Genomic DNA, 20957 nt, shown 5'->3' with positions numbered 1-20957 from the left:
TTACCGTGCCTGGAATTTGTAGCCGATCCCTCGAACGGTGATAATGTAGCGATGGGTACTGGAGGTATCCTCAATTTTGCGTCTCAGGTGATGAAGGTGCACCATGACCGTGCGAACATCACTCCAGTTATCTAGCCCCCATATGCGTTCAAAAAGGTAGTCTGTACTAAAAACGTGCCCTGGACGACTTGCCATGAGGAACAGTAGTTGCAGTTCTTTAGCAGGTAAGCTAATCTCTTTGCCGTTGACCCGGACTTCAAAGCGGTCAAAATGCAGATCGAGCCAGCCGTCACGCCATACGTTCTCACCAGAGGCAACCATGTTTTCAGATGTGGAGGGTGCAGGTCGTAGTCTTTTTTTGACCCTGGCGACCATAATATCCGGATCGAACGGTTTGGTTATATAATCATCCCCCAGTTCCAGCCCTTGAACGATATCCTCGGTTTCCTGCCGGCTGCTGAGAAAAATGACAGGCAGATCAGCACTCTTCCGAAGCCCTCGTATCCAGTCGGTGCCTGTTCCGTCAGGCAGCATGATATCACACAAAATGAGATCAGGGCGTCGCTGTTCCAGCAGCTTCGTAGCTTCTTCAAGCGTATGCGCTACATGAGTTATGTAGTTCTGATTATGCAGATAGATCGTGACCAGATCTGCGATATCAATATCATCCTCCACAATTAGAATGCGTCGGCGCTCCTCAGTGTATGTCATCTTCCGGCAACCTTCCTCTCCAGGCGGGTAACCGAAAACAGAACTGACTGCCTGAACCTGGCTCACTGGTTACCCCAATCTCTCCATTGTGATAATACATAATTTCTTTGCAGATGGCGAGCCCCAGCCCTGAACCTCTGTGTTCAGCTCCAAGCTGCTGACTGGCTTGTTCAAAACGTTCAAAGATTCGTTCCTGCCACTCCGGCGGAATGCCCGTGCCCGTATCCTCAACACAGATGCAGGCGGTCCATCCTGTTTCTGTTAGGGGTGTTTCCTCAAGATGAAGACGCACACAGATCGTACCGGACTGAGGCGTGAATCGCAGTGCATTCGAGATCAGATTGGACAGCACCTGTTCGATTCGAATGGGATCCAGTTTCACGATCCAACCACCGGAGTCCATGTCCCCGAAGTTTGATTCCACAGGCAGATTCAGACGGTAATGGATACCTTGCGTCTCTACGTCTGCTTCATATTTTTGGAACAATTCCTGCACGAATGAGAGCAAATGAAGGTCCTGCATCTGAAACTGCACCTGGTTGGTCTCCAGCTTCGTAAGCTCAATCAGATCATGGATCATTCGTTCGAGTAGGAGGGAACGTGTGTAAATCCGGTTCACATACTTAGGTGCTTCGGTCGTAATAATGCCATCTCGCAACGCTTTGGCGAAACCCTTAATGGATGTGATCGGTGTGCTCAGCTCATGAGAGATGTTAGACAGGAGCCGAACACGGAACAACTCGAATTCAGCCATCTTCTGGTTAGCTTCCTGAAGCTCTGCATTGCTTTGCCGCAATGAACGGGTTCGCTCCTCCACGGTTCGTTCCAGCCTTTGGTTCGTTCGTTGAAGCTGTAGGGACAGTTGTTCCTTTTGCCGTAATGCTCGCGAGAAGCGGGAAGACAGATTATACGCCTGGGTTAACAGAAAAATAAGCAACCCGATGGAGAGCATGTCCTCCGTGGGTAAATGGACCGTGTAGAAGAGCATATCATTCAGGGCAAAGGCCATGAAAAACACAAAACCGATCATACTGGTGCCAGCACCCTTTCTCCGTCTGAAGGCAGATCGGACATACATATAGAGTGTATAGATCAGTGAAGGAAACAGCACTCCCCATGTAAAAGGTGTCAGAACATAGGTATATACACGAGCCGGTGTGAGCAGGAATAACAGGATAAAAACCGGCAGAACAAGTCCGCCGACTTTAGACACCCAGGATACAGATTCCTTGGGATATTCCCTGTTAATAAACAAAATGAGCAATAATGCCGTCAGGGCGACGGATATGTATTCGGCTTTGACCGCCCACTCCCATGGGAGATCAGGCAGAAGATATAACGCTGTCGATTCACCAAGTACCACCGTACGTACACCCACAGACAGACAGAGCAGACTGTACAGCAGAGCGGAAAATTCTTTTCTGCGGTTTAGGTAGACCAGTCCGTAATATAATGCCATCACACCAAAAATCCCGACAATACCTGACTGTGCGGCGATATGAAGAATCCGTAGCCAGGAGATATTCTCTGCTGTTCCAAGCTCCATGCTCTGCCAGATGCCTGAATTTCGCTGCGAGAAGTTGGACACTTGAATGACAATTTCGTTCCATCCAGGATGCGATTCGAAATAGATGACTTTGGGATAACTTTTTGGACTCTCGGAGAAATGATCCTTGCCAACAGTACCATTGCCACCTTGCAGTTGACCATTAATCCAGATTCGGTAAGCCGAGGCGATGCTCTTGGAATAAAGGGCAAGTGTTGAACTGCTTGATCGCTCATCCGGAAGGAGAATTCGCAGTCTGTAGGTTGCATAGCCTTCATTGGGTAGAAATGAATCATTGTCCTGTTGGTACGATATCCAGGGCTCGGGTACTTGTTCAAAGGCAGGGACAGGTGGGGCAGCAGCTTGAAAATCAATCGGTTCCAACAGTTGACGCCAGTAAAACTCCCATTCGCCATCCAAAGTCACATTGGGCAAGATGGAGTCAGAACGATCAGACATATCCAGGACTCCGTGTTCTGCGGAGATTAGCGCGTGGTCTGTAACTGCTGTTAATGGGGCTGTTTTTGATATATATATCATCAGAATTCCGGTAGCAATCACAAGCAGGAACAGGCTTCTCAGAAGAAAAGTTCGTTTGCGGATGAGACTGCGAGCCGATGGGATAAGCTTCATCTAGGGTGACCTCCGGCCAGGGTAAGATCGTATATTTTTTTATTATAGATGGTTCCCGGGTTTGCAGAAAGAAGATTTTTGACGAAATTTCCCGGACTTAAACAAAACTTAAACTAACGTGAGTACAATGGACCACATAACTTGTAGGGATAAAGACCCGGTAATAGAAAGGGAACATACGTATGAGTCACTACTTTGCTAAATGTTCAACCTATATGTACCAGCATAGATATATGGACTTTCTACTGGCTCATTATCTTGAATTGAAGCTGCCCTATTCCTTTCCGACGACACTCAGCTATATTTCTAGCCCACTGCTTATGGCTGGGGGGGCGATGTTATGCTTTGATGATGAGGATGAGGTGGCAGGTGCGTTTGGATATATTCATGGCACGGGAGAGCATGATTATGAGGATCGACATGTGATTCAGCTTCAGGTGGCTTTCATTGTACATGAGCAACGCCGAAGCAGGATTTTTATCGAGGGTCTTCAGTTCTTGGTGGAACACTTGGATGAATATGCGGATGAGGAACCTGTGCAGGAAATTAGGTTCTGGGCTCTCAGTGAAGAAGCCAACCACAGGTTATTCTCCAAAATTGCGAAGCAAGTTACAAGCATGATCGGTGAAGAAGGTGAGCTAAATGCTTACGTTGTGCAGCTTGCAGAGCTTCGTTCATACCTCGCTTCTTTTGAGCGAGACTCAAGGATGAAGGAGAAACATGGAAAGGTGGAGTCGTCTTGATGCTGCAACTCAAGGCCCACGATACATTAAAAGACGAGGATTATGCCCTTTTTGCCCGGTTTTATCTGACAAACAGTGATGAGTTCGATGAGCAATATATGCTGCATGATGCTTTGCTCCATCTGATAAGTACGGTACAGCAAGCACATTTGCTTTTATTCGACGATGAGCAGGGGCAGTTGAGTGCATTCATTCAGTATCGATATACGGAAGACAGGCACACGGCATTCATTGATTCAGCCATCTTGGCTGAAAAATATCGCAGCAGCAGAGTGTTTTTTGCAGGACTTCGGGATGTGGTGTTATGGATCTGTGAGGAGAACCCATATATTCAAGCGCTACAGTTCCATGCCATTGCAGATAACCATTATATTAACAGGCTTTACAGCAAGTTCGCCAAACGGACGGATAGTCAGGTACGAAATGGAAGAACAGAGCATGTCTATACGGCGGAACTGGATACCCTTCTGGCTTATCTGAAAATAAAAACATTGGTGTAATTGAAATTGTGCAATCGATTTCGCAATCTTTCAACGGATGATCAGGAAAGGAGGTGAGCATGTCTATGATACCTGTGTACCCAGGCATATACGGATCCAAGAATGGCAACCGCATTTCGAAATTTGAAAATGTGCTGAAATTGAATGAACAATTGCGAGTGAACACCACCACCGCCGCGAAGTAATCCCCCTTTTCCGCAATCATTCTGTTTCCTGCTGAGGAACAAAAACAGACCATGAGAAGAAGCAAGCCGACCACACATGTGTGATGCGCTTGCTTCTTTTTTGGGTTTTGATAGTCCCCATCTTATGCTAGGAATGCAAAATGGTACAATGATAGAAAGTCAAATGAATGAAAGAACGTACAACGTTAGATAGCGCGTGGAAAGGATTAATCTTATGACGAACAATGTAGCATGGGTGGCGCAGTGGCTATCATCCGAACCTTTAACCCCAGTCTGGATGACTGCGGGCAGGGTGCATTATTTTTCGAGTCCCTCCTTTATCCTCCTTATGGATGGAAAAGCCATTTGGAAAATAAATGGGCATCCAGTCGAAGTTTCTTATGGACAACTTATTGCGGTAGAAGAAAATGTCGTGATTGAAGTGATGGAGGGAGGGCTTCAGGATCTGGCAGGGTGGCATATTCAATTCCATACGTACACAATGCCTCAGAACCAACGAGAGATCGTGAAGCATTATTGGCATGTTCCTCACGACACTGGATACCAGAAGGTACAACTGACGGGTGGGAGCTTAGGCAGACTTAGCCAGCGGGTAAGCGGGGAGGTGTCTCAAAATCCACATGCAGTATGGGTTCGCAGACAACATCTGATTCATGAGTTGTTGGACCATCTGTACCAAGCTCAGCCGGACGAGATGCATACGACAGAAGAGAGCCTGCGTCGATCCGTTCATTACATGCAGCAGCATCATGATCAGGTGATCACACGCAAGCAATTAGCCCAGATTTCAGGTATGAGCCCGTGGCATTATTCCCGCAAATTTAGTGAGCGATATGGTAAGCCACCTCTGGATTATCTGGCACATTACCGGATCTATCGCGCGCAGGAAGAATTGTTATTAACTAGAGCAACCTCTCAGGATATTGCCAAGAAGTCTGGATTTGAAGATGCCCATTATTTCAGCCGGCGCTTCAAACAATTAACGGGCATATCTCCTAAAAAATATAGGCAGACGATGACGCAGCGAAAGATTGTGTCACTGTCTCCTATCTGTGGTGAAATCATGATTCATCTGGGTGTCATCCCCCATGCCGTAGTGGTCACTCCGCTCCTGTTGTCCGCACATCATCGGGAACAATTTATAGCACATGGAGTGAAGATGCTGGAGGTTACACAGTATGAGGTGGAGATCGAACTTGTTCGCCAAGTCCAGCCGGAGATGTTGATTGGAAACATATTAACAGAGGAGGTCAAAAGGGAGCTGCGCACAATTGCACCGATTCTAACCGGACTTCATCAAGATGTGGAACCAATGCTCAATCAATTGGCAGGCTGGTTTCTCAAAGAAGAAGAGGTCCATAGACTGCTTCTGCTGATGAAACACGAGGTCAATGCAGCCAAGCGACAGTTGCACCCCATCATTCAATCCGCATCGACAGTCATGCTTCTAAGGGTTGAAGCATTTGGTTATCGATATCTGGGTGGGCATTCCCACGGGGTATCGAATTTGTTATATAAACAGCTTGGATTAGCACTGCCGCAAGCATTGGATTCAGGTGCAGCCTGGTTTAATCCTTGTTCACTTGAACTGCTCACGCAAGCCAATCCTGACTACCTTTTTGTGGAGAAACGGATGATGCAGCACTTTAGTGCTGAAGAGAATATGAGCAAACTATGGGAGAGTCCGCAATGGAATGACCTGCAGGCTGTAAAAAATAATCGTGTATTTTATGTGGATACCAACCTGTGGGTGGACGGTCACGGAATTACGGGACATGCATTGATACTTAATCAGATCGTTCGCCATCTTACGGAATCTCATCATGAGAGAGCACAATAATCCAACTGAATACGCACGATATACTATGGAAGCGGCACTTCTTATTTGATACCATTTGATAATAATTATCATTATCATTATAAATAAGGGGCGAAGTATATCATGTCACGAAGATTCAAAGGATTGGCCATCTTGATGTTGGTGGTCTGTATGATGCTGGCGGCATGTTCCAATGGAACTGGTAAAGAAAACGCTGCAGCCGAAACAGCTGGTGCTACAACTGAAGGAGCAGCGAGTCCAACAGACGAAGCAGAGGATGCTAACGGAACTAAAGTGGTGCAGGATCAGTTTGGGGAAGTAACGATTCCTGCCCATCCTCAAAATTTAATTGTGTTTGATTCGATCTATGCCGAGTATCTGATTGAGATGGGGGTTACACCCCAAATGGTTTTGTTAACTCCCGAAGTTGAAGCGGAATACCGCCCTGCTTATTTTAAAGAACATGGTGTTCAGGTTATCGAAGTGGAGCAATACCAATATAACTATGAGCAGTTGCTGGCGTTGTCACCGGATATGATCCTTACAGCGGGCGAAGGCATGGAACAGGGTGTATATGACGAGTTATCCAAAATTGCTCCAACGGTGGCACTGGATGCCAACAGTGAAATGAAGCGTGCCATGCCGAAGTTGGCTGTCCTATTCGATAAGACTGAAGAATCTGCCAAAATACTGGCTGAATTCGACAAGAAAGCCTCACAAGCGAAAGAGAAGATTGCGGCAGCCTTGGGAGACAAGACCGTATTGGTTCTCCGGGTAGAGCACAATCGATACCGGTTCATGGGTCCCAAAGGAGGAAGCAGCAGTGTTTTCTTCTATGATATCTTGGGTCTGAATAGCCCAGAGGCTATCAAAGATTCTACAGATTGGTTTAGCCAGTTCTCACTGGAATTCTTGCCTGAGATGAATCCGGATTATATTTTCCTGGAAGACAGAACCCTCGTGGGTTATGACACGAAGAAATCCATGGAAGATCTGAAAGCAAGCCAGGTATGGTCAAATCTGGAGGCTGTGAAGAACGATCATGTCTTCCCATTGAAGACAAGCCAATTCGTATCCGGTGTAGGTCCCATCGGTTCTGTAAAACTGATGGACTACGTTGTTGAAAAGTTGGTGCCATAGATGATGACGAAGGAGACACACATGGATATCTATGACATTACGATCATTGGTGGTGGGCCTGCTGGCATGTATGCCTCATTTTACAGTGGCATGAGAGCCATGCGTACCAAGATCATTGAGGCCAAGCAGGAACTGGGCGGATTCATGCGAACTTATCCGGAGAAGCTGATCTGGGATGTGGGTGGGGTTGATCCGATTCGCTGTGAGAAGTTGATTGATTCACTGGAAAGGCAAGCGAGGACATTCGATCCAACGATTGTGTTTGGACAGGAAATAGCCGAGCTTGAACGACGTGAGGATGGTGTATTTGAACTCATTTCCAAGACAGGAGAGCATCATTACACACGTACCATCCTGTTATGTGCGGGCAGAGGCATGACTCAGGTGCAAAAGCTGGATATCGAGGGTGCCAATCGGTATGAACTGACGAATCTTCATTATACGATAACCGATCTGTCCCGTTTTGCCGGGAAGCGAGTTCTGATCTCGGGTGGCGGCGATTCCGCAGTCGACTGGGCGAATGAAATGGGCAAGATCGCAAGTGAAGTTACGGTAGTACACAGACGCCATGATTTCAGCGGACATGAGTCACCTGTTGCCCAGATGAAAGCTCAATCCAAAGTCATGACACCCTATACCATCTCTCGCTTATACGGTACAGGTGATCAAATCGATCGTGTCGAGTTGGTCCATGTGGAGACCGGTGAGATCATACCTGTTGAGGTGGATGAAGTCGTCGTGAGCCATGGGTATGATCGTGACTTTGGCAACCTCGTGCAATGGGGTCTAGCGCGGGAAGACTACGGCGTCTCCGTTGATCAGCGTATGCGTACCAATATTCCAGGCATATTCGGAGCAGGTGATTTCATCACCTATGGAAGTAAAGTCAGGCTAATTGCAGGTGCTTTTAACGATGCGGTGCTTGCGGTCAACAGTGCCAAGATGTATCTGGAACCTGGTGCCTCGGATATGGCAGGTGTATCTTCTCACAATGCCAGGTTCTATGAGAAAAACAAAGCCCTCTCCAATATGTAGTTGAGTTAGTACGGATGGAACTCAATCTGAAGAGCCCGGCACAATTTCGAGATTGCCTCAAAATTGCGTCGGGCTTTTTGCATATCCATATTGATAATAGCAACATATTTAAGGCAAACAAAAGCGCCACCTGAATCATTCTGGTGTGCGCTGTTTGTTTACTCCTCTTTTGAACTGGATAAAAAGTCTTGAATCCCAGACTGCCAATCTTGGCGAATGGATAGAAGATTACCTAAGGATGGATAGATGATTTTCTAAGGAACTCAGGACATCTTAATTCGCCCTCAGGTCCCCTTTTCAAATTCTAAGAGACCTCAGACACGTTATCTACCAAAATTCTCTGATAAACAGATTGAAAACAGCTTTTTTCCCAGATATAGCGTGTCTCAAGTTCTTTAGTTTTCCGCAGTGGCTTCAAATCGTTGAATAAGACGCCTCAGATTCGTTAGCACGTAAACATGGCCGCACGGCTGAGTATCTTGATGCACCAAACTCATTATGCTCGCTCAATGTTTTGATCCAACCGGTGGCTAGCCCGGAGGACGATCCTGAATCTCGCCCAGAGTCTTGCCCGAAGCGTAGCTTTTCATTGGGAAGGGGGAAATCTACTTTTACGACGCCTCCATCGCTTACTCTCACTTGAAGGGTGTGTTCTCACACATTCGGGATTCAGTACGCTTGACTGCTCCAGACAGACACGTTAAGTTTCACAGGCTTTCCAGTGTTCGCATTCTTCGCTGGTTTTCAATAGATTATAGACTCCTCTAGTTCAGCTCCGTCTGTCCACTTGCGAGTCGATCTGCGATCTCTTCAGCTTGTAGAATGGAGGTATAGGGATCAGCGGTGAAATATTTATGGATATCCAGTTTGAAGATACGATTGTTCTGCACCGCAGGCAGGTTATCCCAGACGTTAGGCAACAGGGAGTGATCCTTCGTGCCTTCTGTAACCATCATCAGCAGGTAATCACCCACGTACTCTCCAAATACCTCTGCGCTGGCTTCCAAGTTTTCTTTACCTTGGTCCAGTAGATCTGACTTCACCTTGGGTGCTGGAGTCAGTCCAAGCAATTCATAGGCTGCTCTTCCACCACGATTGGCACTGTTGCCGATAATGGCGGGATTTTTCAAGAAGTTGAAATCGGCAACCGTGAAGGTGGCATCGTCCGGAATCACGCCTTTGAATTTGGCCTGAGCCGCTGCGATCCGTTGTTTAAAGGATTCGTTCCACGCGATGGCTTCTGCTTCGCGATTCAGAATCTCGCCCATGGCGGTTACCTCGTCTTCCATGGAATCATACTGATCGGGCACGAATACGACAGTCGGAGCGATTTTGGAATAGGTCTGAAATTTCTCCTGATCCCATGTGATAATCAGATCCGGTTCCAACTCTACCATTTTCTCAAGTGAAACCTCACTATGGTTGCCCAAATCCGCGCTATCCACAAGTTTGTCACGCAGGAACATGCCATAATCCAGCAGGCTGCTCGGCACACCAACAGGTGTTACGCCGACAGCCAGAACATGTCCTATATTCCAGTCGACAACAACCCGCTCCGGGGTGAGGGGGACGGTAATGTCTCCCATCATCGTGGAAAGTGTTCTTGTCTGTGGTACGGTGTTTTCTGTTTCTGTCGCGGCAGGCTCCACTTTCCCGTTCTGGGCACAACCACTTAAGAATATGGCCATAATCAGTAAAACAGGCAGGGACATACGATACCAAGCTTTCGTAAACAACATGAAGAACCCTCTTTCTAATTGATAATGATTTTCATTTAATACAACTCTAGAGGGAAACTTGCGATTGCACAATAACCGATTCGGAAGTGAAAGCATACCCATTTCAGAACTCCGTCGCAGGTTGAGTTGAGAATGATTATCATATATGATGAGGCAAAGCTATGGATGTGGTAACGAGAAATAATAGAAAGGTCCATGACGATGAACATAGAAGAATACGGGGCATTATGGGAGCATATAACCATTCGATTACTGGATATTCAAATCATGACTGTTAACATCAGTGAAGACCCTGATACGTGGACGCTTCCCTCGAATGCTTTTTTAATGGTTACGAATGGCAAGGGGAAGATCTGGCTTGGGCAAGCGATGCATCAGATTAAAGGAGCTTATGTTCTGCACGCCTCCAAAGGAACGCATCTGAATTGTCTTGCTAAGAAGCAGATTGAAATATATATGTTGTCTTATTCGTCACCAAAGCCAGAGAGGGCCAATATGGGAAGTTCCCTAACCAGTTCCGGGTCAGATTCTCTGCAAGTAAATTATGGATTTGAACCAAGGTATCCAATGCCTTTGATTGAGATTATGCAATGGATATACAGACAGTGGAATGAACTACAGTCAGCAGGCCGGATTCAAACCAAGGCATTATTCTACCAATGGCTCGCCGAGATGCTGAAACAATTGCAAGAGCAGAGGAAGAAACGTACGAAGCTGGACCGGGTAGATCAAGCAGTGCGATATCTGCACCGTCACTACGCGGAACCACTCAAGATGGAACAGGTAGCTGATATGCTGGATTGCAGTCCAAGGTATCTGAACCAGTTGTTTCGGCTTCAATTGAACACAAGTCCCGGTCGTGTGCTGTTACAGATTCGGATGGAACATGCAATGAAACTACTGGTAAGCACGAAAGGGACCTTGCAGGAAATCGCCGAGAGAGTAGGCTATGAGAACGGCTATACACTAAGTCGCTACTTCAAGAAACACTATGGGGGTTCTCCTGAGTATTATAGGAAGCGTCGAGAAAGCAATGTTCCAGATCTAGCCCTGCAAACATTCCAACCACACGCCTCTCTGGAGAGTCATTATCCGGAATGGAGTGAGCGAAAGATACCCATACTTGAAGCTGACCAGACCATGTCAGAACAGGATATTATAGCTTTGAACGGAGTCCAAGTGAGCAAGTCCACGGCGCCGGTAATGCCAAGAGCCGGAACTCGGATGTTTGCCACAAGCATGGGCGAGATTACGATACCGAACAAGCCTAGTCGTGTTGTTGTGGACTGGAATTTGGGAGAAGTACTGGCATTGGGAGTGACACCTCTCGGAGCGCCGCATTCACTCATTGAAAGCAACCAAATGCTGGAGCCTTATATCTGCGACCAAGTACAGGATATCGGCAATCATAATTTTATCTCCCTTGAAAAGGTGCTTGAACTGGAACCGGATCTCATTATCACGTGGAATCCTGCTGCCTATGCTTCCTATGCCCGGATTGCGCCTACAGTAGTCTATGGAGGGGGTGGATACGGCCCTGTCCCGGAGGGGATCCGTCAGATGGGGCGTATTCTGAACCGACATACAGAAGCTGAAGCATGGATTAAGGAATACATGCGGAGGGTACATACTTTGCAGCAAACGATCACGAGCAAGGTTTCTTCTGAGAAGACATTTACCCTCATCGATCCGAATTGGGGAGAACATATTACCCTTGTGGGAGATACGGGAACACGTGGAGGTAAGGCGGCCTACGGATTACTGAACTTGAAGCCGGCAGGCAAGGTTCGTCAGGAGTTGCTAGAGCCGGGTCTGGAATCTCTGGATATTGCGCGGAGTGCGGTAGGTGGGTATCTGGAGGACTACCTGTTGGTGTTGGATAATGGTCCAAGACATGGGGCTGATGATCCATCTTCAGTCAAATCATGGCAGAAATCGATCGAGACAGAGCACTGCCGGATTATTAACCTTGATTGGAATAGATATTTTCTGTCCGACCCGTTGTCGGCGGTGCTGCAAGCCGAAGAAATGGCAGAGCGGATTATGAGGTAATCAACCAACCATATATGTGAATATCTGGTGAATTCCTCGCTGTATAGGTCCATGATGGTATGTTCTCCATTATACTTAATGAAAACGGACGAGGAGATGGACTCCAGATGAAAAAACAAATGTGGATCATTGCAAGTGTTGCAATTGTCATTGTGATCGGAACATACCTGATCGCAAGTAATACGGGCAAGGAAGAGGCAGGTACAGCCAATGCGCCTAACATCAGAAAATTGGTGGAAGAGATCAGCACAGGAAAAGAGACGCCGGAATCAGCCTCCATTAATGCCAAACAGTTAATTGTCACCGATCAAGATAAACATACGACTACATATAATTTGCCTGAAAATGAATTTTTCCTTTCCATTGCACCCTATGTGGATCAGACCCATCCCTGTGCCATTCATAGCTTAACTGGTTGTCAGGGGGAAATGAGCAATAAGGAATTCAGTGTTACCATTCACGATTCCCAAGGCAACACGTTTATGAAAGACGAAGTGATCAAGTCTGGTGCGAACGGATTCATGGACTTTTGGGTGCCAAGAGACAGAACCTATCTGATTCGTATTGTTCAAGATGGAAAGGTTGCAGAAGCGCAATTGTCTACATACGAAAATGATAATACTTGTATCACTACGATGCAGTTGAGTTAACGCCAATAGACAAGCAATAGAAGGGGAAGGATGGCCGTTGAGCAATCCCTTTCCTTTTTTTTATTTTATAAAAGAGTTGGAATAAAGTACTTTTCATTGACAAAAATTCATTCCTACGGCATAATCCAATAGTGATAATGATAATTGTTATCATATAAATACATATAAACAGGGGAGATCAAGATATGAAAAAAGGGTTAAACGGACTGTTGATCATGCTGGCATTTGTGCTGATATTGGCGGGTTGTGGTAAAACCACGACTACAACAGATACAAGTCAAGGTACTAATACGGGCAGTGCTCCCGCTGAAGAGACAGCAGGTCCTGTTACGGTGAAGCATAAACGTGGAGAGCTTAAGTTGGACAAGCCAGCAGAACGTGTCGTTACACTTGAATGGACATATACGGAAGATGTTGTTGCCCTGGGGGTTCAGCCAGTAGGTAATGCAGATAACGCTAACTATAAAGTGTGGGTAACATCCGAAGCAGCACTGGATGACAGTGTAACGGATATCGGTACACGCGGTGAGCCGAACCTGGAAGCTATCGCTGCATTGAAGCCGGATCTGATCATTGCTAACGCAGATAACAATAATGCGGTCTACGATCAGCTTAATGCTATTGCACCAACCATTGAATTCGATCCGTATGATGGCGATGGCTATAATTATGACAAAATGACAGAAATCTTTAATACCATTGCAACAGCTCTCGGTAAAGAAGACAAAGCAAAGCAAGTTCTTAGTGATCTCGATCAGCACTATGTAGAAGCCAAAGAAAAACTGGCTGCTGCGGGTAAAGAGAATTTCAACTTTGCACTGACACAAGCATTCACGTATCAAAATGCAGTCAGCCTGCGTATGTTTACGGATAATTCGGTTGTTATCGGTACATTGGACAAAATTGGTCTGGTGAATGATTGGAAGCCGGAAAAACTGGAGAACTACGGTTTCTCGACAGTAGGCATTGAGTCGTTGACCGCTGTTAAGGACAGTAACTTCATTTACATCACTCAACCAGACGATGACGTTTTTGGCACAGCCATGAAAGATAACTCGGTTTGGAACGGACTGAACTTCGTGAAGGACAAACGCACTTATCAACTGGATAGCACCACATGGACTTTTGGTGGACCGATCTCCTCCAAAGTATTGGTTGACGGTGTTGTTGAGGCGATTACTAAATGAGTTCGGTTCAAAGATCCAAGCCAACGATGAATTGGCGCACAATAAGCATATATGGGGGCGGTTTAACCGCTCTCATCGTGCTTTTTTTTGTAAGTCTAATTTATGGAGAGGCATCCATTCCTTTGCATGTCGTTTGGGACTCGCTCACAGGCAGACAGGATTCATTAGAGCATAATATGGTCTGGGATTTGCGGATGCCGCGTACGGTGATTGGTATTCTTGCAGGCGGTGCACTGGCTGTAGCAGGCGCTTTGCTTCAGACGATTACACGTAATCCACTGGCTGCTTCGGATACGCTGGGCATTAATGCAGGAGCGTACTTTGTGGTGGTGTTGGGAGCTATCGCTTTTCCGAGTTTGTTAAGTCAGTCTCCTTTTCTTTTCGCAGCTTTTGGTGGTTTACTGGCCGCTTTTGCAGCTTATTTCATGGGCGGCGGACGAACATCAAGTCCGGTTCGACTGGCATTGTCAGGTATGATTGTATCGATGGTGCTTGGTTCATTTACAAGTGCATTACATATATTTTTCTCCATGGAGACACAAGGGTTATTTCTTTGGGGCTCCGGAACACTTGTCCAGAATGACTGGAGTGGTGTGTCTTATGCGTGGCCTTGGGTGATTGGCATCACCCTTCTAGCGTTAATCATGTCCAGACAGTGGGATATGCTGGAGCTGGATGAATCAACGGCTTCTTCTTTGGGACAAAAGGTTGGATTGGCTCGTACGGGTGGTTTAATTCTCGCCGTATTGCTGGCTGCAGTTATTGTCAGTGTGATTGGACCGATTGGCTTCGTGGGATTGGTTGCACCCCATCTGGTACGATTGAGTGGGGTACGTTCCAACCGATTACTGTTACCCGGTGTGTTTATATGGGGAGCAGCGCTTCTGGTTGGGGCAGACGTCCTTGCCAAGATGGTGCATAACTCCAGTATGGAATTGCCAACAGGTGCCGTTATGGCGATTATTGGTGCACCGTGGCTCATCTGGCTTGTGCTCAAACGAATGAAGGCTGCGAATGGATCAGGCATGTCCACTTCCATGAGCACGGGAGCAACTTCGCGTCGCTTTGCATTCGGCCCCGTGGCCGTCTTATTTTCAGTCATTACTGTCGGACTTATCTTACTCAGTACAATGTTTGGCGGGATGCGGATTCCACTGGCTGATCTGTTGCCGAGTCTGTTCCAGTCGGATGGACTGTTCTCCGCCTTGGTTCAGCTTCGGATTCCACGTACCCTTGTTGCCGCAGGTGCGGGTGCAGCACTGGCCATTAGCGGTGTGCTGATTCAAATGGCGGTTCGGAACCCGCTGGCGGATGCTTCAATTGTGGGTGTTTCCTCTGGTGCAGGTCTCGGAGCAATGATGGTTATTATTTTATGGCCAGGTCTTCCAAGTTACTTGCTGCCGATTGCAGCAATCATCGGTGCAGCCATTGCCGCAGTGGTTGTGTTTTCACTTGCCTGGAAGAAAGGGCTAAACCCATCTGCAGTGGTGTTGCTGGGGATTGCGATGTCTGCCATTGCTGGAGCAGGTATTCAAATCCTCATTGTACGAGGTGCGGTATACGGTAGCAGTGGATATATCTGGCTGACAGGCAGTACCTACGCTCGTACCTGGGATCAGGTAAAGGTTATCGGATTATTTTTGGTGATTCTGGTACCGGTGGCTTGGTGGCTGGCACGCAGATTCGAACTGCTGGTATTTGACGATAATAGTGCATCCGGACTTGGTCTGGGTGTACGTCGTACACGATTATTGGCCATGGCGGTTGGTGTTTTACTTGCAGCAGGGGCTGTTGCTTGTGTAGGAACCGTCGGTTTCATCGGTTTGATTGCACCCCATATGGTTCGGTTACTGACAGGAAATAAGTTAAGACGATCCATGTTCCTATCCGCATTAGCGGGTGCAGTCATGTTGGTGCTCGCCGATACTATCGGCAGAACCGTCATGGCACCGACAGAGATTCCATCAGGCATACTCATTGCGATCATTGGAACACCGTACTTCCTGTATCTCATGTATCGTTCTAACTGGCGAAAGTCTGTATAAATGATTGAAACCAAAAGCCTGCTCCCCGAGCAGGCTTTTGGCTATCCCTTGGCAACATTTAGCTGCCAGCTTAGAATCCCGTTGAACTGATAACTTATTTTCATCAATAATGGTTTGTCGGACCCTGGAAGGCACACACAAGTAGCATCCATCCAATGAATGTCTGGTCCCGCACCAAATGACAAAATCCCCTCAGGTCTTCAAGAAGTTGAGATCACGTATCAAACGTGAAGCTCATACTCTCTGTAGACCATGAGGGGATTGATGGTTGAGCACATGTTAACGATGTTCCTGTTAGCTGGATTTCAAAATCCCGCTGTGATTGACGGATTCCACAGCTTGCTGCAGTACTTCAACCTCCTGAACAAGCGCGAATCGAACGTAACCTTCGCCTGAAGGACCAAAGGCACTGCCTGGGGTTGCAATGACACCCGCATGTGTGACCAGATCCATGGCAAATTGCTCTGAGCTGTCGTAGTGAGCCGGAATGCGACTCCAGACAAACATGGTTGCTTCCGGTTTGGCAATAGGCCAACCGAGTTGGCTGAAGCCTTCACAGAGGATGTCTCGGCGCTGTTCGTATATCGCTCTGACCCGTTCAACCTCGGATTGATCGCCGGTAATGGCAGCAATTGCTGCTTTTTGGATCGGCAGAAACATCCCGTAATCCATATTGGATTTTAGCTTTTTCAACATGGAAACCATGGTTGTATTGCCCACACAGAAGCCGATTCGAGCTCCGGCCAGGCCATAGGTCTTGGATAAGGAATTGAATTCCACACCAACGTCCATGGCGCCAGGGAACGCGAGGAAGCTTCCGCAAGACTTTCCATCAAATACGAGTTCACTGTAAGCATTATCGTGAAGCACGATAATATCATACTTTTTGGCGAAGGCAATCAGGTCCAGATAGAACTGATCCGGTGCCATTGCGGTTGTTGGATTGTTAGGATAGGAGACCAGCATGAATTTCGCACGATGGGCGATATCTTCCGGTATATCCTGAAGTTGAATAACATACCCGTTTTCTTCTTTTTGCGACATATAATACAGTTCAGCACCTGCCAGTAGCGGTCCATCCGCGAAGACGGGATAGCAGGGGTCAGGAACCAGCACCAGATCACCTTCATCTACAATGGAGAGGGATATATGTGCCAGCCCTTCCTGTGAACCGAGCAAGGAACAGATCTGTGATGCCGGGTCCAGCTCGACCTGATAGCGCTGCTTGTACCAATCGCTAGCAGCTTGCAGCAACTCACTCTGATCATTCACTGCATATATATAATTAGCCGGATCAGCTGCGGCCTCGCATAGTGCAGTTATAATATGCTGCGCAGGTGGGATATTTGGCGTGCCCACACTGAGATCAATAACCGGCTGTCCGTTCTCCAGTCTGCGGCGTTTGATCTCCAGTAGCCGTGTGAAAATTCCTTCGTTGAAATGATCCATTCGTCTGGCAAAGTTCATGATGATGATTCAGCCTCCAATCCTCTTCGTACACATATTCATTAATAATAAATGGACAGCGACGAAAAGAGAAGAGCAGGGGAACGCCTGTGGATCATGACTTCACTTTAAACTGGCTCAATTCTTCTTGCAGTTTGCCAGATAGCTGGTTCAACTGTTTCGACAGATCAGCTACCTGTTCAATACTATCCAGCTGCTCCTGCGTGCTGGCGCTTACTTCTTCCGTTGATGCCGAGTTCTCTTCTGTGGTGGAAGAAATAATCTCCAGTGCCTGGAATATCTCATCTTTGTGTTTGTGTACATTGGAGGTGTTGTTGGTAATCTGCATCATACGCTGCTGTAGATCTTTCAGGTCTTGGTTAATGCTGAAGAATACATGCTTGGTATCTTCGACGGATTTGGCATTTTCCTCCGCAATCTTCATACCGCGCATAGTATGTTCAACCGACAGGGTTGTTTTCTCTTCAATCATATTCACTTTTTTGTTAATTTCCTCTGTTGCCTGAGCGGTCTGTTCTGCAAGTTTGCGAACCTCTTCGGCAACAACGGCAAATCCTCTTCCATGTTCGCCAGCACGTGCGGCTTCAATGGAGGCATTCAAGGCGAGCAGGTTCGTCTGAGAGGCAATCTGTTTAACCGTATCTACAAAACTGGATATTTCATTCCGGCTCAGATCAATCTCCTGAATAATAGAGGATACCGCTTGGGTGGACTGATGATTTTCCTCCGACCATTTCGATAATTGCTCCACGACCGCAAGTCCTTGGCTGCTTTGATCGGCAGATGTCTGTACGACCGCCCCCATAGCCTGTGTATCGGTGGCAATTTCATCGATTTGGCTGGATAACGAGCCTGTTTTGCGTAAGATATTTTCCGTTTCAATGGACTGATAATTCGTGGCATTGGCAATCTCGTTAATCGCTGTCGATGTGTCATTCATGGTCACAGCCGTTCGTGAGGAGATGGCTTGCAGATCATTGGACGACTGGTTCAGAATTTGCGCTGAGCTGCCGACCATTTGCAGCATACCTTGAATTTTTTGTACCATGGAATTCAAACCTGTGGCGATCTGTCCAATTTCATTATTGGATTTGATATCCAGTATGACGGTGAGGTCACCTTGTTCAATCTGTTTGATCTTGGCCAGCAGTTGTGGTATGGAGCGTAACAGACGGCGAAGGGTAATATAACAGATAATCACAAGCAGAAGAGTGGCTGCAGCAAAACCGCCAAGCGTAATCCACGTGAACGTTTTTAATTCACCCAGTACTTCTTTCTCTGTTATCGTCAGACCAACGGACCATCCCGTATCCTTGCTGGTAGCGTAGCCGATATAGCGACGTTCCCCATTGTCATTCATAAGCTGTATGCCGTGTTCGCCGGCAAGCATTTTCTTGCCGATCTCCCCCATGTCCCCCGTACTGTCCAGGATGTTCTCCTTCAGCACCTTCTCTTGGTCAGGATGGTACAGAATTTCCCCGCTCTTGGACAGCAGCATGGAATAGCCCGTGCTACCAAGCGAATAACTCTCCATGATGGCTGGAATATCCTTAAACGCAATATCCGCTGCAGCGAAGCCGATCATGTTATTGTTGTCGTCTTTGATGGGGTAAAAGATCCCCATAAGTACGTCGCCTGCTGCAACGTCAATGTACGGATCGGAGAAATAAAGCCCGTCTGCACCGGTAACAGGCTTGTAGTATGGACGTGACTGGATATCAAAGTCCGGTGCAGAGACAACACCATCATTTTGAATCCAAAAACCTTTTCCATCCAGACCCGCGACCCAAGCATCGGCAAATGAAGGCTCTGCCTTAACAATTTCAGCTAGTGTCGCCTGTGCTTCAGCAGCGTAGGTTGAACTTGCCGCATCTGCTGCAGATGTGGTTGTTTCTATGTATTGCTTAAATAATGTGTTGGTGGACATTTGTTTGACCAGCGCGCCCTTTTCTTTGAATAGCGCATCAAATTCACTAACAATAGCCTGTGTCTTGGTCTGGAGCATGGATTCCTGCTGCTTTACCAGAATGTTTCGTGTGCTTGCGAACATAAAAGTTCCCAGCACGGAAAAGACGACTACGATGATGACGAGCAGCACAATGGACAACGTATTTGCCATACTGGATGTCCGTGCTCCCTTTTTACCCCACTTATTCAACATGTTCGACATATTCCATCTCCCCAGATGAGTAATAAAAAGCTCAAAACGCCTAAGTTATATGTCGGTATATCCTATAGTTTTATGTAGATTTCTGTCGATTAATATTGAAAGCAACAGGAAGGAAAGGGACTTGAAGATGAGGAAAATGAAAGGAAGGGTTGAAAAGAGAATAGGAATGAAAAACCGGGTTCAGTAGTGGTTCATCCAGGTAATGTTGTTTATAATGGAATGAATTGGAACTATAGGGGTGTAAAAAGGGGGATTATCTGTGAGTGAAGTATGGCACGCTTCGATACAAGGGGCTCCATGGAATGCCGAAAAGATGCACCAGGCGGTGCATCTGTTGCGCCGCAGAGCAACGGTTCATTTCCGCGTCGACGCGGATACATACGAGGACCTTGCCGAGCTAGATGCCAAAGTGTTCTTTGCCCGCCCAGATCTAATTCTACACATATCGCATGTGGACCCTAAAGGGGGATATTCATCAGGATTTTTGGGGCGACTTGCCCAATTAAAGCATGTGTCTGCCTTGCAGCTTGATCTTTCGCAGGCACAGGATTTGACGATTTTGGGTGCGATGAAGCAACTGCAGTTTCTAAGGTTGAATTCACCTGCTAAGGCAACCCGGCTCAATTTTATTGAACACTACAACCAACTAACCTTTCTTGAACTCCGCGGCAAATTCAAAGATTTTGCTTCCATTGCAACATGCCTAAGTCTCAACACCATCATTCTGAACTGCTCTATTGAATCACTCGATGTGTTGGCTGAACTGCCCATGCTTCAATATCTGTCCCTGGATCATGGCGAGTTAAAAGGTGGACTGGATGTATTGACAGAGTCAACTATCTCGATGTTGAAGCTAAGCTCTGTTCGCAAGCTGACGAGTGTTCAGGGACTCGAACAGATGCATGGGCTGGAGTATCTGCATCTGTCCTTGCCCAAGCTGGAGCAATTATGCGACTTTTCCCAGATGCCCTGCCTCAGACAGCTCGAACTGGACTATATGAAATCGTTGCGGGATACCGAACATCTATGGACAGCCGGCACTTTGGAATCTATTGAACTAAAGGAGATAAATACGGCGCTCAAGGCGAATTCTTTTGCTGGACTGACCGAGCTGGAGCACTTGCGCCAAATCGATTTTCGTTATATTGGTGTGAACAAAGGACGGATTGCCGCTATGCGTGATCACCTGGCCAAGGCAGGAAAGTCGAATTTGTTATATGAAAATATTCCTGAGCATGAACGCATGAATTCCATAGGCATTGCACACTTGTCGCATGTATTAATGTAGACGGTCTTCAGTCCAGCGTATGCATACATAGCGAACCCGCATTGAAC

General features: G+C 46.9%; 16 protein-coding genes. 11 read left to right on the top strand and 5 right to left on the bottom strand.

Translation table 11 applies throughout. From position 1 onward, the window contains the following. Nucleotides 1–711, bottom strand: a complete 711-nt coding sequence (locus MKY85_RS21935; RefSeq protein WP_342570750.1) for a response regulator transcription factor — start codon at nt 709–711, stop codon at nt 1–3. Then, nucleotides 698–2890: an ATP-binding protein gene (locus MKY85_RS21930; RefSeq protein ID WP_342570749.1), complete on the bottom strand. Its 2193-nt coding sequence runs from the start codon at nt 2888–2890 to the stop codon at nt 698–700. Before MKY85_RS21930 ends, MKY85_RS21935 begins: the two co-directional genes overlap by 14 nt. A gap of 182 nt (nt 2891–3072) precedes the next feature. Here MKY85_RS21930 and MKY85_RS21925 point away from each other — a divergent pair, with 182 nt between their 5' ends. From MKY85_RS21925 to MKY85_RS21900, 6 genes are all read left to right on the top strand, one after another. Then, nucleotides 3073–3633, top strand: coding sequence for a hypothetical protein (locus MKY85_RS21925; RefSeq protein WP_342570748.1), 561 nt, complete (start codon nt 3073–3075; stop codon nt 3631–3633). Beyond that, nucleotides 3633–4133, top strand: a complete 501-nt coding sequence (locus MKY85_RS21920) for a hypothetical protein (RefSeq protein ID WP_339256626.1) — start codon at nt 3633–3635, stop codon at nt 4131–4133. Before MKY85_RS21925 ends, MKY85_RS21920 begins: the two co-directional genes overlap by 1 nt. A gap of 59 nt (nt 4134–4192) precedes the next feature. Next, nucleotides 4193–4318 carry a hypothetical protein gene (locus tag MKY85_RS21915; protein ID WP_339256624.1) on the top strand — a complete coding sequence of 42 codons (126 nt, stop codon included), beginning with the start codon at nt 4193–4195 and terminating at the stop codon, nt 4316–4318. Between the two features lie 214 nt (nt 4319–4532). Further along, nucleotides 4533–6158: a helix-turn-helix domain-containing protein gene (locus MKY85_RS21910; RefSeq protein WP_342570747.1), complete on the top strand. Its 1626-nt coding sequence runs from the start codon at nt 4533–4535 to the stop codon at nt 6156–6158. Nucleotides 6159–6260: 102 nt separating this feature from the next. Continuing rightward, the gene (locus MKY85_RS21905) at nt 6261–7277 is read left to right on the top strand and encodes an ABC transporter substrate-binding protein (RefSeq protein ID WP_342570746.1); all 1017 of its coding nucleotides are present in this window, start codon (nt 6261–6263) and stop codon (nt 7275–7277) included. 3 nt (nt 7278–7280) lie between these two features. Then, nucleotides 7281–8312 (top strand): NAD(P)/FAD-dependent oxidoreductase, encoded by a 1032-nt coding sequence (locus MKY85_RS21900; RefSeq protein ID WP_342573455.1) that lies wholly within the window; start codon nt 7281–7283, stop codon nt 8310–8312. A gap of 764 nt (nt 8313–9076) precedes the next feature. On the opposite strand, the gene MKY85_RS21895 is transcribed toward MKY85_RS21900, so the two are convergent. Next, complete coding sequence (locus MKY85_RS21895; protein WP_342570745.1) at nt 9077–10051, bottom strand: ABC transporter substrate-binding protein; 975 nt, start codon at nt 10049–10051, stop codon at nt 9077–9079. 201 nt (nt 10052–10252) lie between these two features. Between MKY85_RS21895 and MKY85_RS21890 the strand changes: the two genes are divergently transcribed. The 4 genes from MKY85_RS21890 (at nt 10253) to MKY85_RS21875 (ending at nt 15985) form a co-directional block, all read left to right on the top strand. Beyond that, entirely contained in the window at nt 10253–12103 is a 1851-nt protein-coding gene (locus MKY85_RS21890; RefSeq protein WP_342570744.1) for an AraC family transcriptional regulator, read from the top strand. A gap of 107 nt (nt 12104–12210) precedes the next feature. Continuing rightward, nucleotides 12211–12753 (top strand): CueP family metal-binding protein, encoded by a 543-nt coding sequence (locus tag MKY85_RS21885; RefSeq protein WP_339236409.1) that lies wholly within the window; start codon nt 12211–12213, stop codon nt 12751–12753. Nucleotides 12754–12938: 185 nt separating this feature from the next. Beyond that, entirely contained in the window at nt 12939–13940 is a 1002-nt protein-coding gene (locus tag MKY85_RS21880) for an iron-siderophore ABC transporter substrate-binding protein (protein WP_339236407.1), read from the top strand. Beyond that, nucleotides 13937–15985 (top strand): iron ABC transporter permease, encoded by a 2049-nt coding sequence (locus MKY85_RS21875; protein ID WP_342570743.1) that lies wholly within the window; start codon nt 13937–13939, stop codon nt 15983–15985. The genes MKY85_RS21880 and MKY85_RS21875 overlap by 4 nt, the downstream gene beginning before the upstream one ends. Before the next feature lie 294 nt (nt 15986–16279). Here the strand turns inward: MKY85_RS21875 and MKY85_RS21870 are convergent, their stop codons facing one another. Together MKY85_RS21870 and MKY85_RS21865 are read right to left on the bottom strand one after the other, a co-directional pair. After that, entirely contained in the window at nt 16280–17452 is a 1173-nt protein-coding gene (locus MKY85_RS21870) for an aminotransferase class I/II-fold pyridoxal phosphate-dependent enzyme (protein WP_339236402.1), read from the bottom strand. A gap of 94 nt (nt 17453–17546) precedes the next feature. Beyond that, nucleotides 17547–19622 (bottom strand): methyl-accepting chemotaxis protein, encoded by a 2076-nt coding sequence (locus tag MKY85_RS21865; RefSeq protein WP_342570742.1) that lies wholly within the window; start codon nt 19620–19622, stop codon nt 17547–17549. A 259-nt stretch (nt 19623–19881) separates the two neighbouring features. Here MKY85_RS21865 and MKY85_RS21860 point away from each other — a divergent pair, with 259 nt between their 5' ends. Next, a complete protein-coding gene (locus MKY85_RS21860) occupies nt 19882–20910 on the top strand; it encodes a hypothetical protein (protein WP_342570741.1) in 1029 nt (342 codons plus the stop codon). Nucleotides 20911–20957: the final 47 nt, after the last annotated feature.

Source organism: Paenibacillus sp. FSL R5-0749 (assembly GCF_038595085.1).
GTDB lineage: Bacteria > Bacillota > Bacilli > Paenibacillales > Paenibacillaceae > Paenibacillus.
The sequence above is the reverse complement of the archived record's forward strand: the minus strand, read 5'-3'. Positions and strand labels throughout refer to the sequence as shown.

Excerpts from the sequence above, each read along its gene's own strand:
- MKY85_RS21935 (WP_342570750.1), bottom strand. The coding sequence starts at position 711 with ATGACATACACTGAGGAGCGCCGACGCATTCTAATTGTGGAGGATGAT.
- MKY85_RS21930 (WP_342570749.1), bottom strand. The coding sequence starts at position 2,890 with ATGAAGCTTATCCCATCGGCTCGCAGTCTCATCCGCAAACGAACTTTT.
- MKY85_RS21925 (WP_342570748.1), top strand. The coding sequence starts at position 3,073 with ATGAGTCACTACTTTGCTAAATGTTCAACCTATATGTACCAGCATAGA.
- MKY85_RS21920 (WP_339256626.1), top strand. The coding sequence starts at position 3,633 with ATGCTGCAACTCAAGGCCCACGATACATTAAAAGACGAGGATTATGCC.
- MKY85_RS21915 (WP_339256624.1), top strand. The coding sequence starts at position 4,193 with ATGTCTATGATACCTGTGTACCCAGGCATATACGGATCCAAGAATGGC.
- MKY85_RS21910 (WP_342570747.1), top strand. The coding sequence starts at position 4,533 with ATGACGAACAATGTAGCATGGGTGGCGCAGTGGCTATCATCCGAACCT.
- MKY85_RS21905 (WP_342570746.1), top strand. The coding sequence starts at position 6,261 with ATGTCACGAAGATTCAAAGGATTGGCCATCTTGATGTTGGTGGTCTGT.
- MKY85_RS21900 (WP_342573455.1), top strand. The coding sequence starts at position 7,281 with ATGACGAAGGAGACACACATGGATATCTATGACATTACGATCATTGGT.
- MKY85_RS21895 (WP_342570745.1), bottom strand. The coding sequence starts at position 10,051 with ATGTTGTTTACGAAAGCTTGGTATCGTATGTCCCTGCCTGTTTTACTG.
- MKY85_RS21890 (WP_342570744.1), top strand. The coding sequence starts at position 10,253 with ATGAACATAGAAGAATACGGGGCATTATGGGAGCATATAACCATTCGA.
- MKY85_RS21885 (WP_339236409.1), top strand. The coding sequence starts at position 12,211 with ATGAAAAAACAAATGTGGATCATTGCAAGTGTTGCAATTGTCATTGTG.
- MKY85_RS21880 (WP_339236407.1), top strand. The coding sequence starts at position 12,939 with ATGAAAAAAGGGTTAAACGGACTGTTGATCATGCTGGCATTTGTGCTG.
- MKY85_RS21875 (WP_342570743.1), top strand. The coding sequence starts at position 13,937 with ATGAGTTCGGTTCAAAGATCCAAGCCAACGATGAATTGGCGCACAATA.
- MKY85_RS21870 (WP_339236402.1), bottom strand. The coding sequence starts at position 17,452 with ATGAACTTTGCCAGACGAATGGATCATTTCAACGAAGGAATTTTCACA.
- MKY85_RS21865 (WP_342570742.1), bottom strand. The coding sequence starts at position 19,622 with ATGTCGAACATGTTGAATAAGTGGGGTAAAAAGGGAGCACGGACATCC.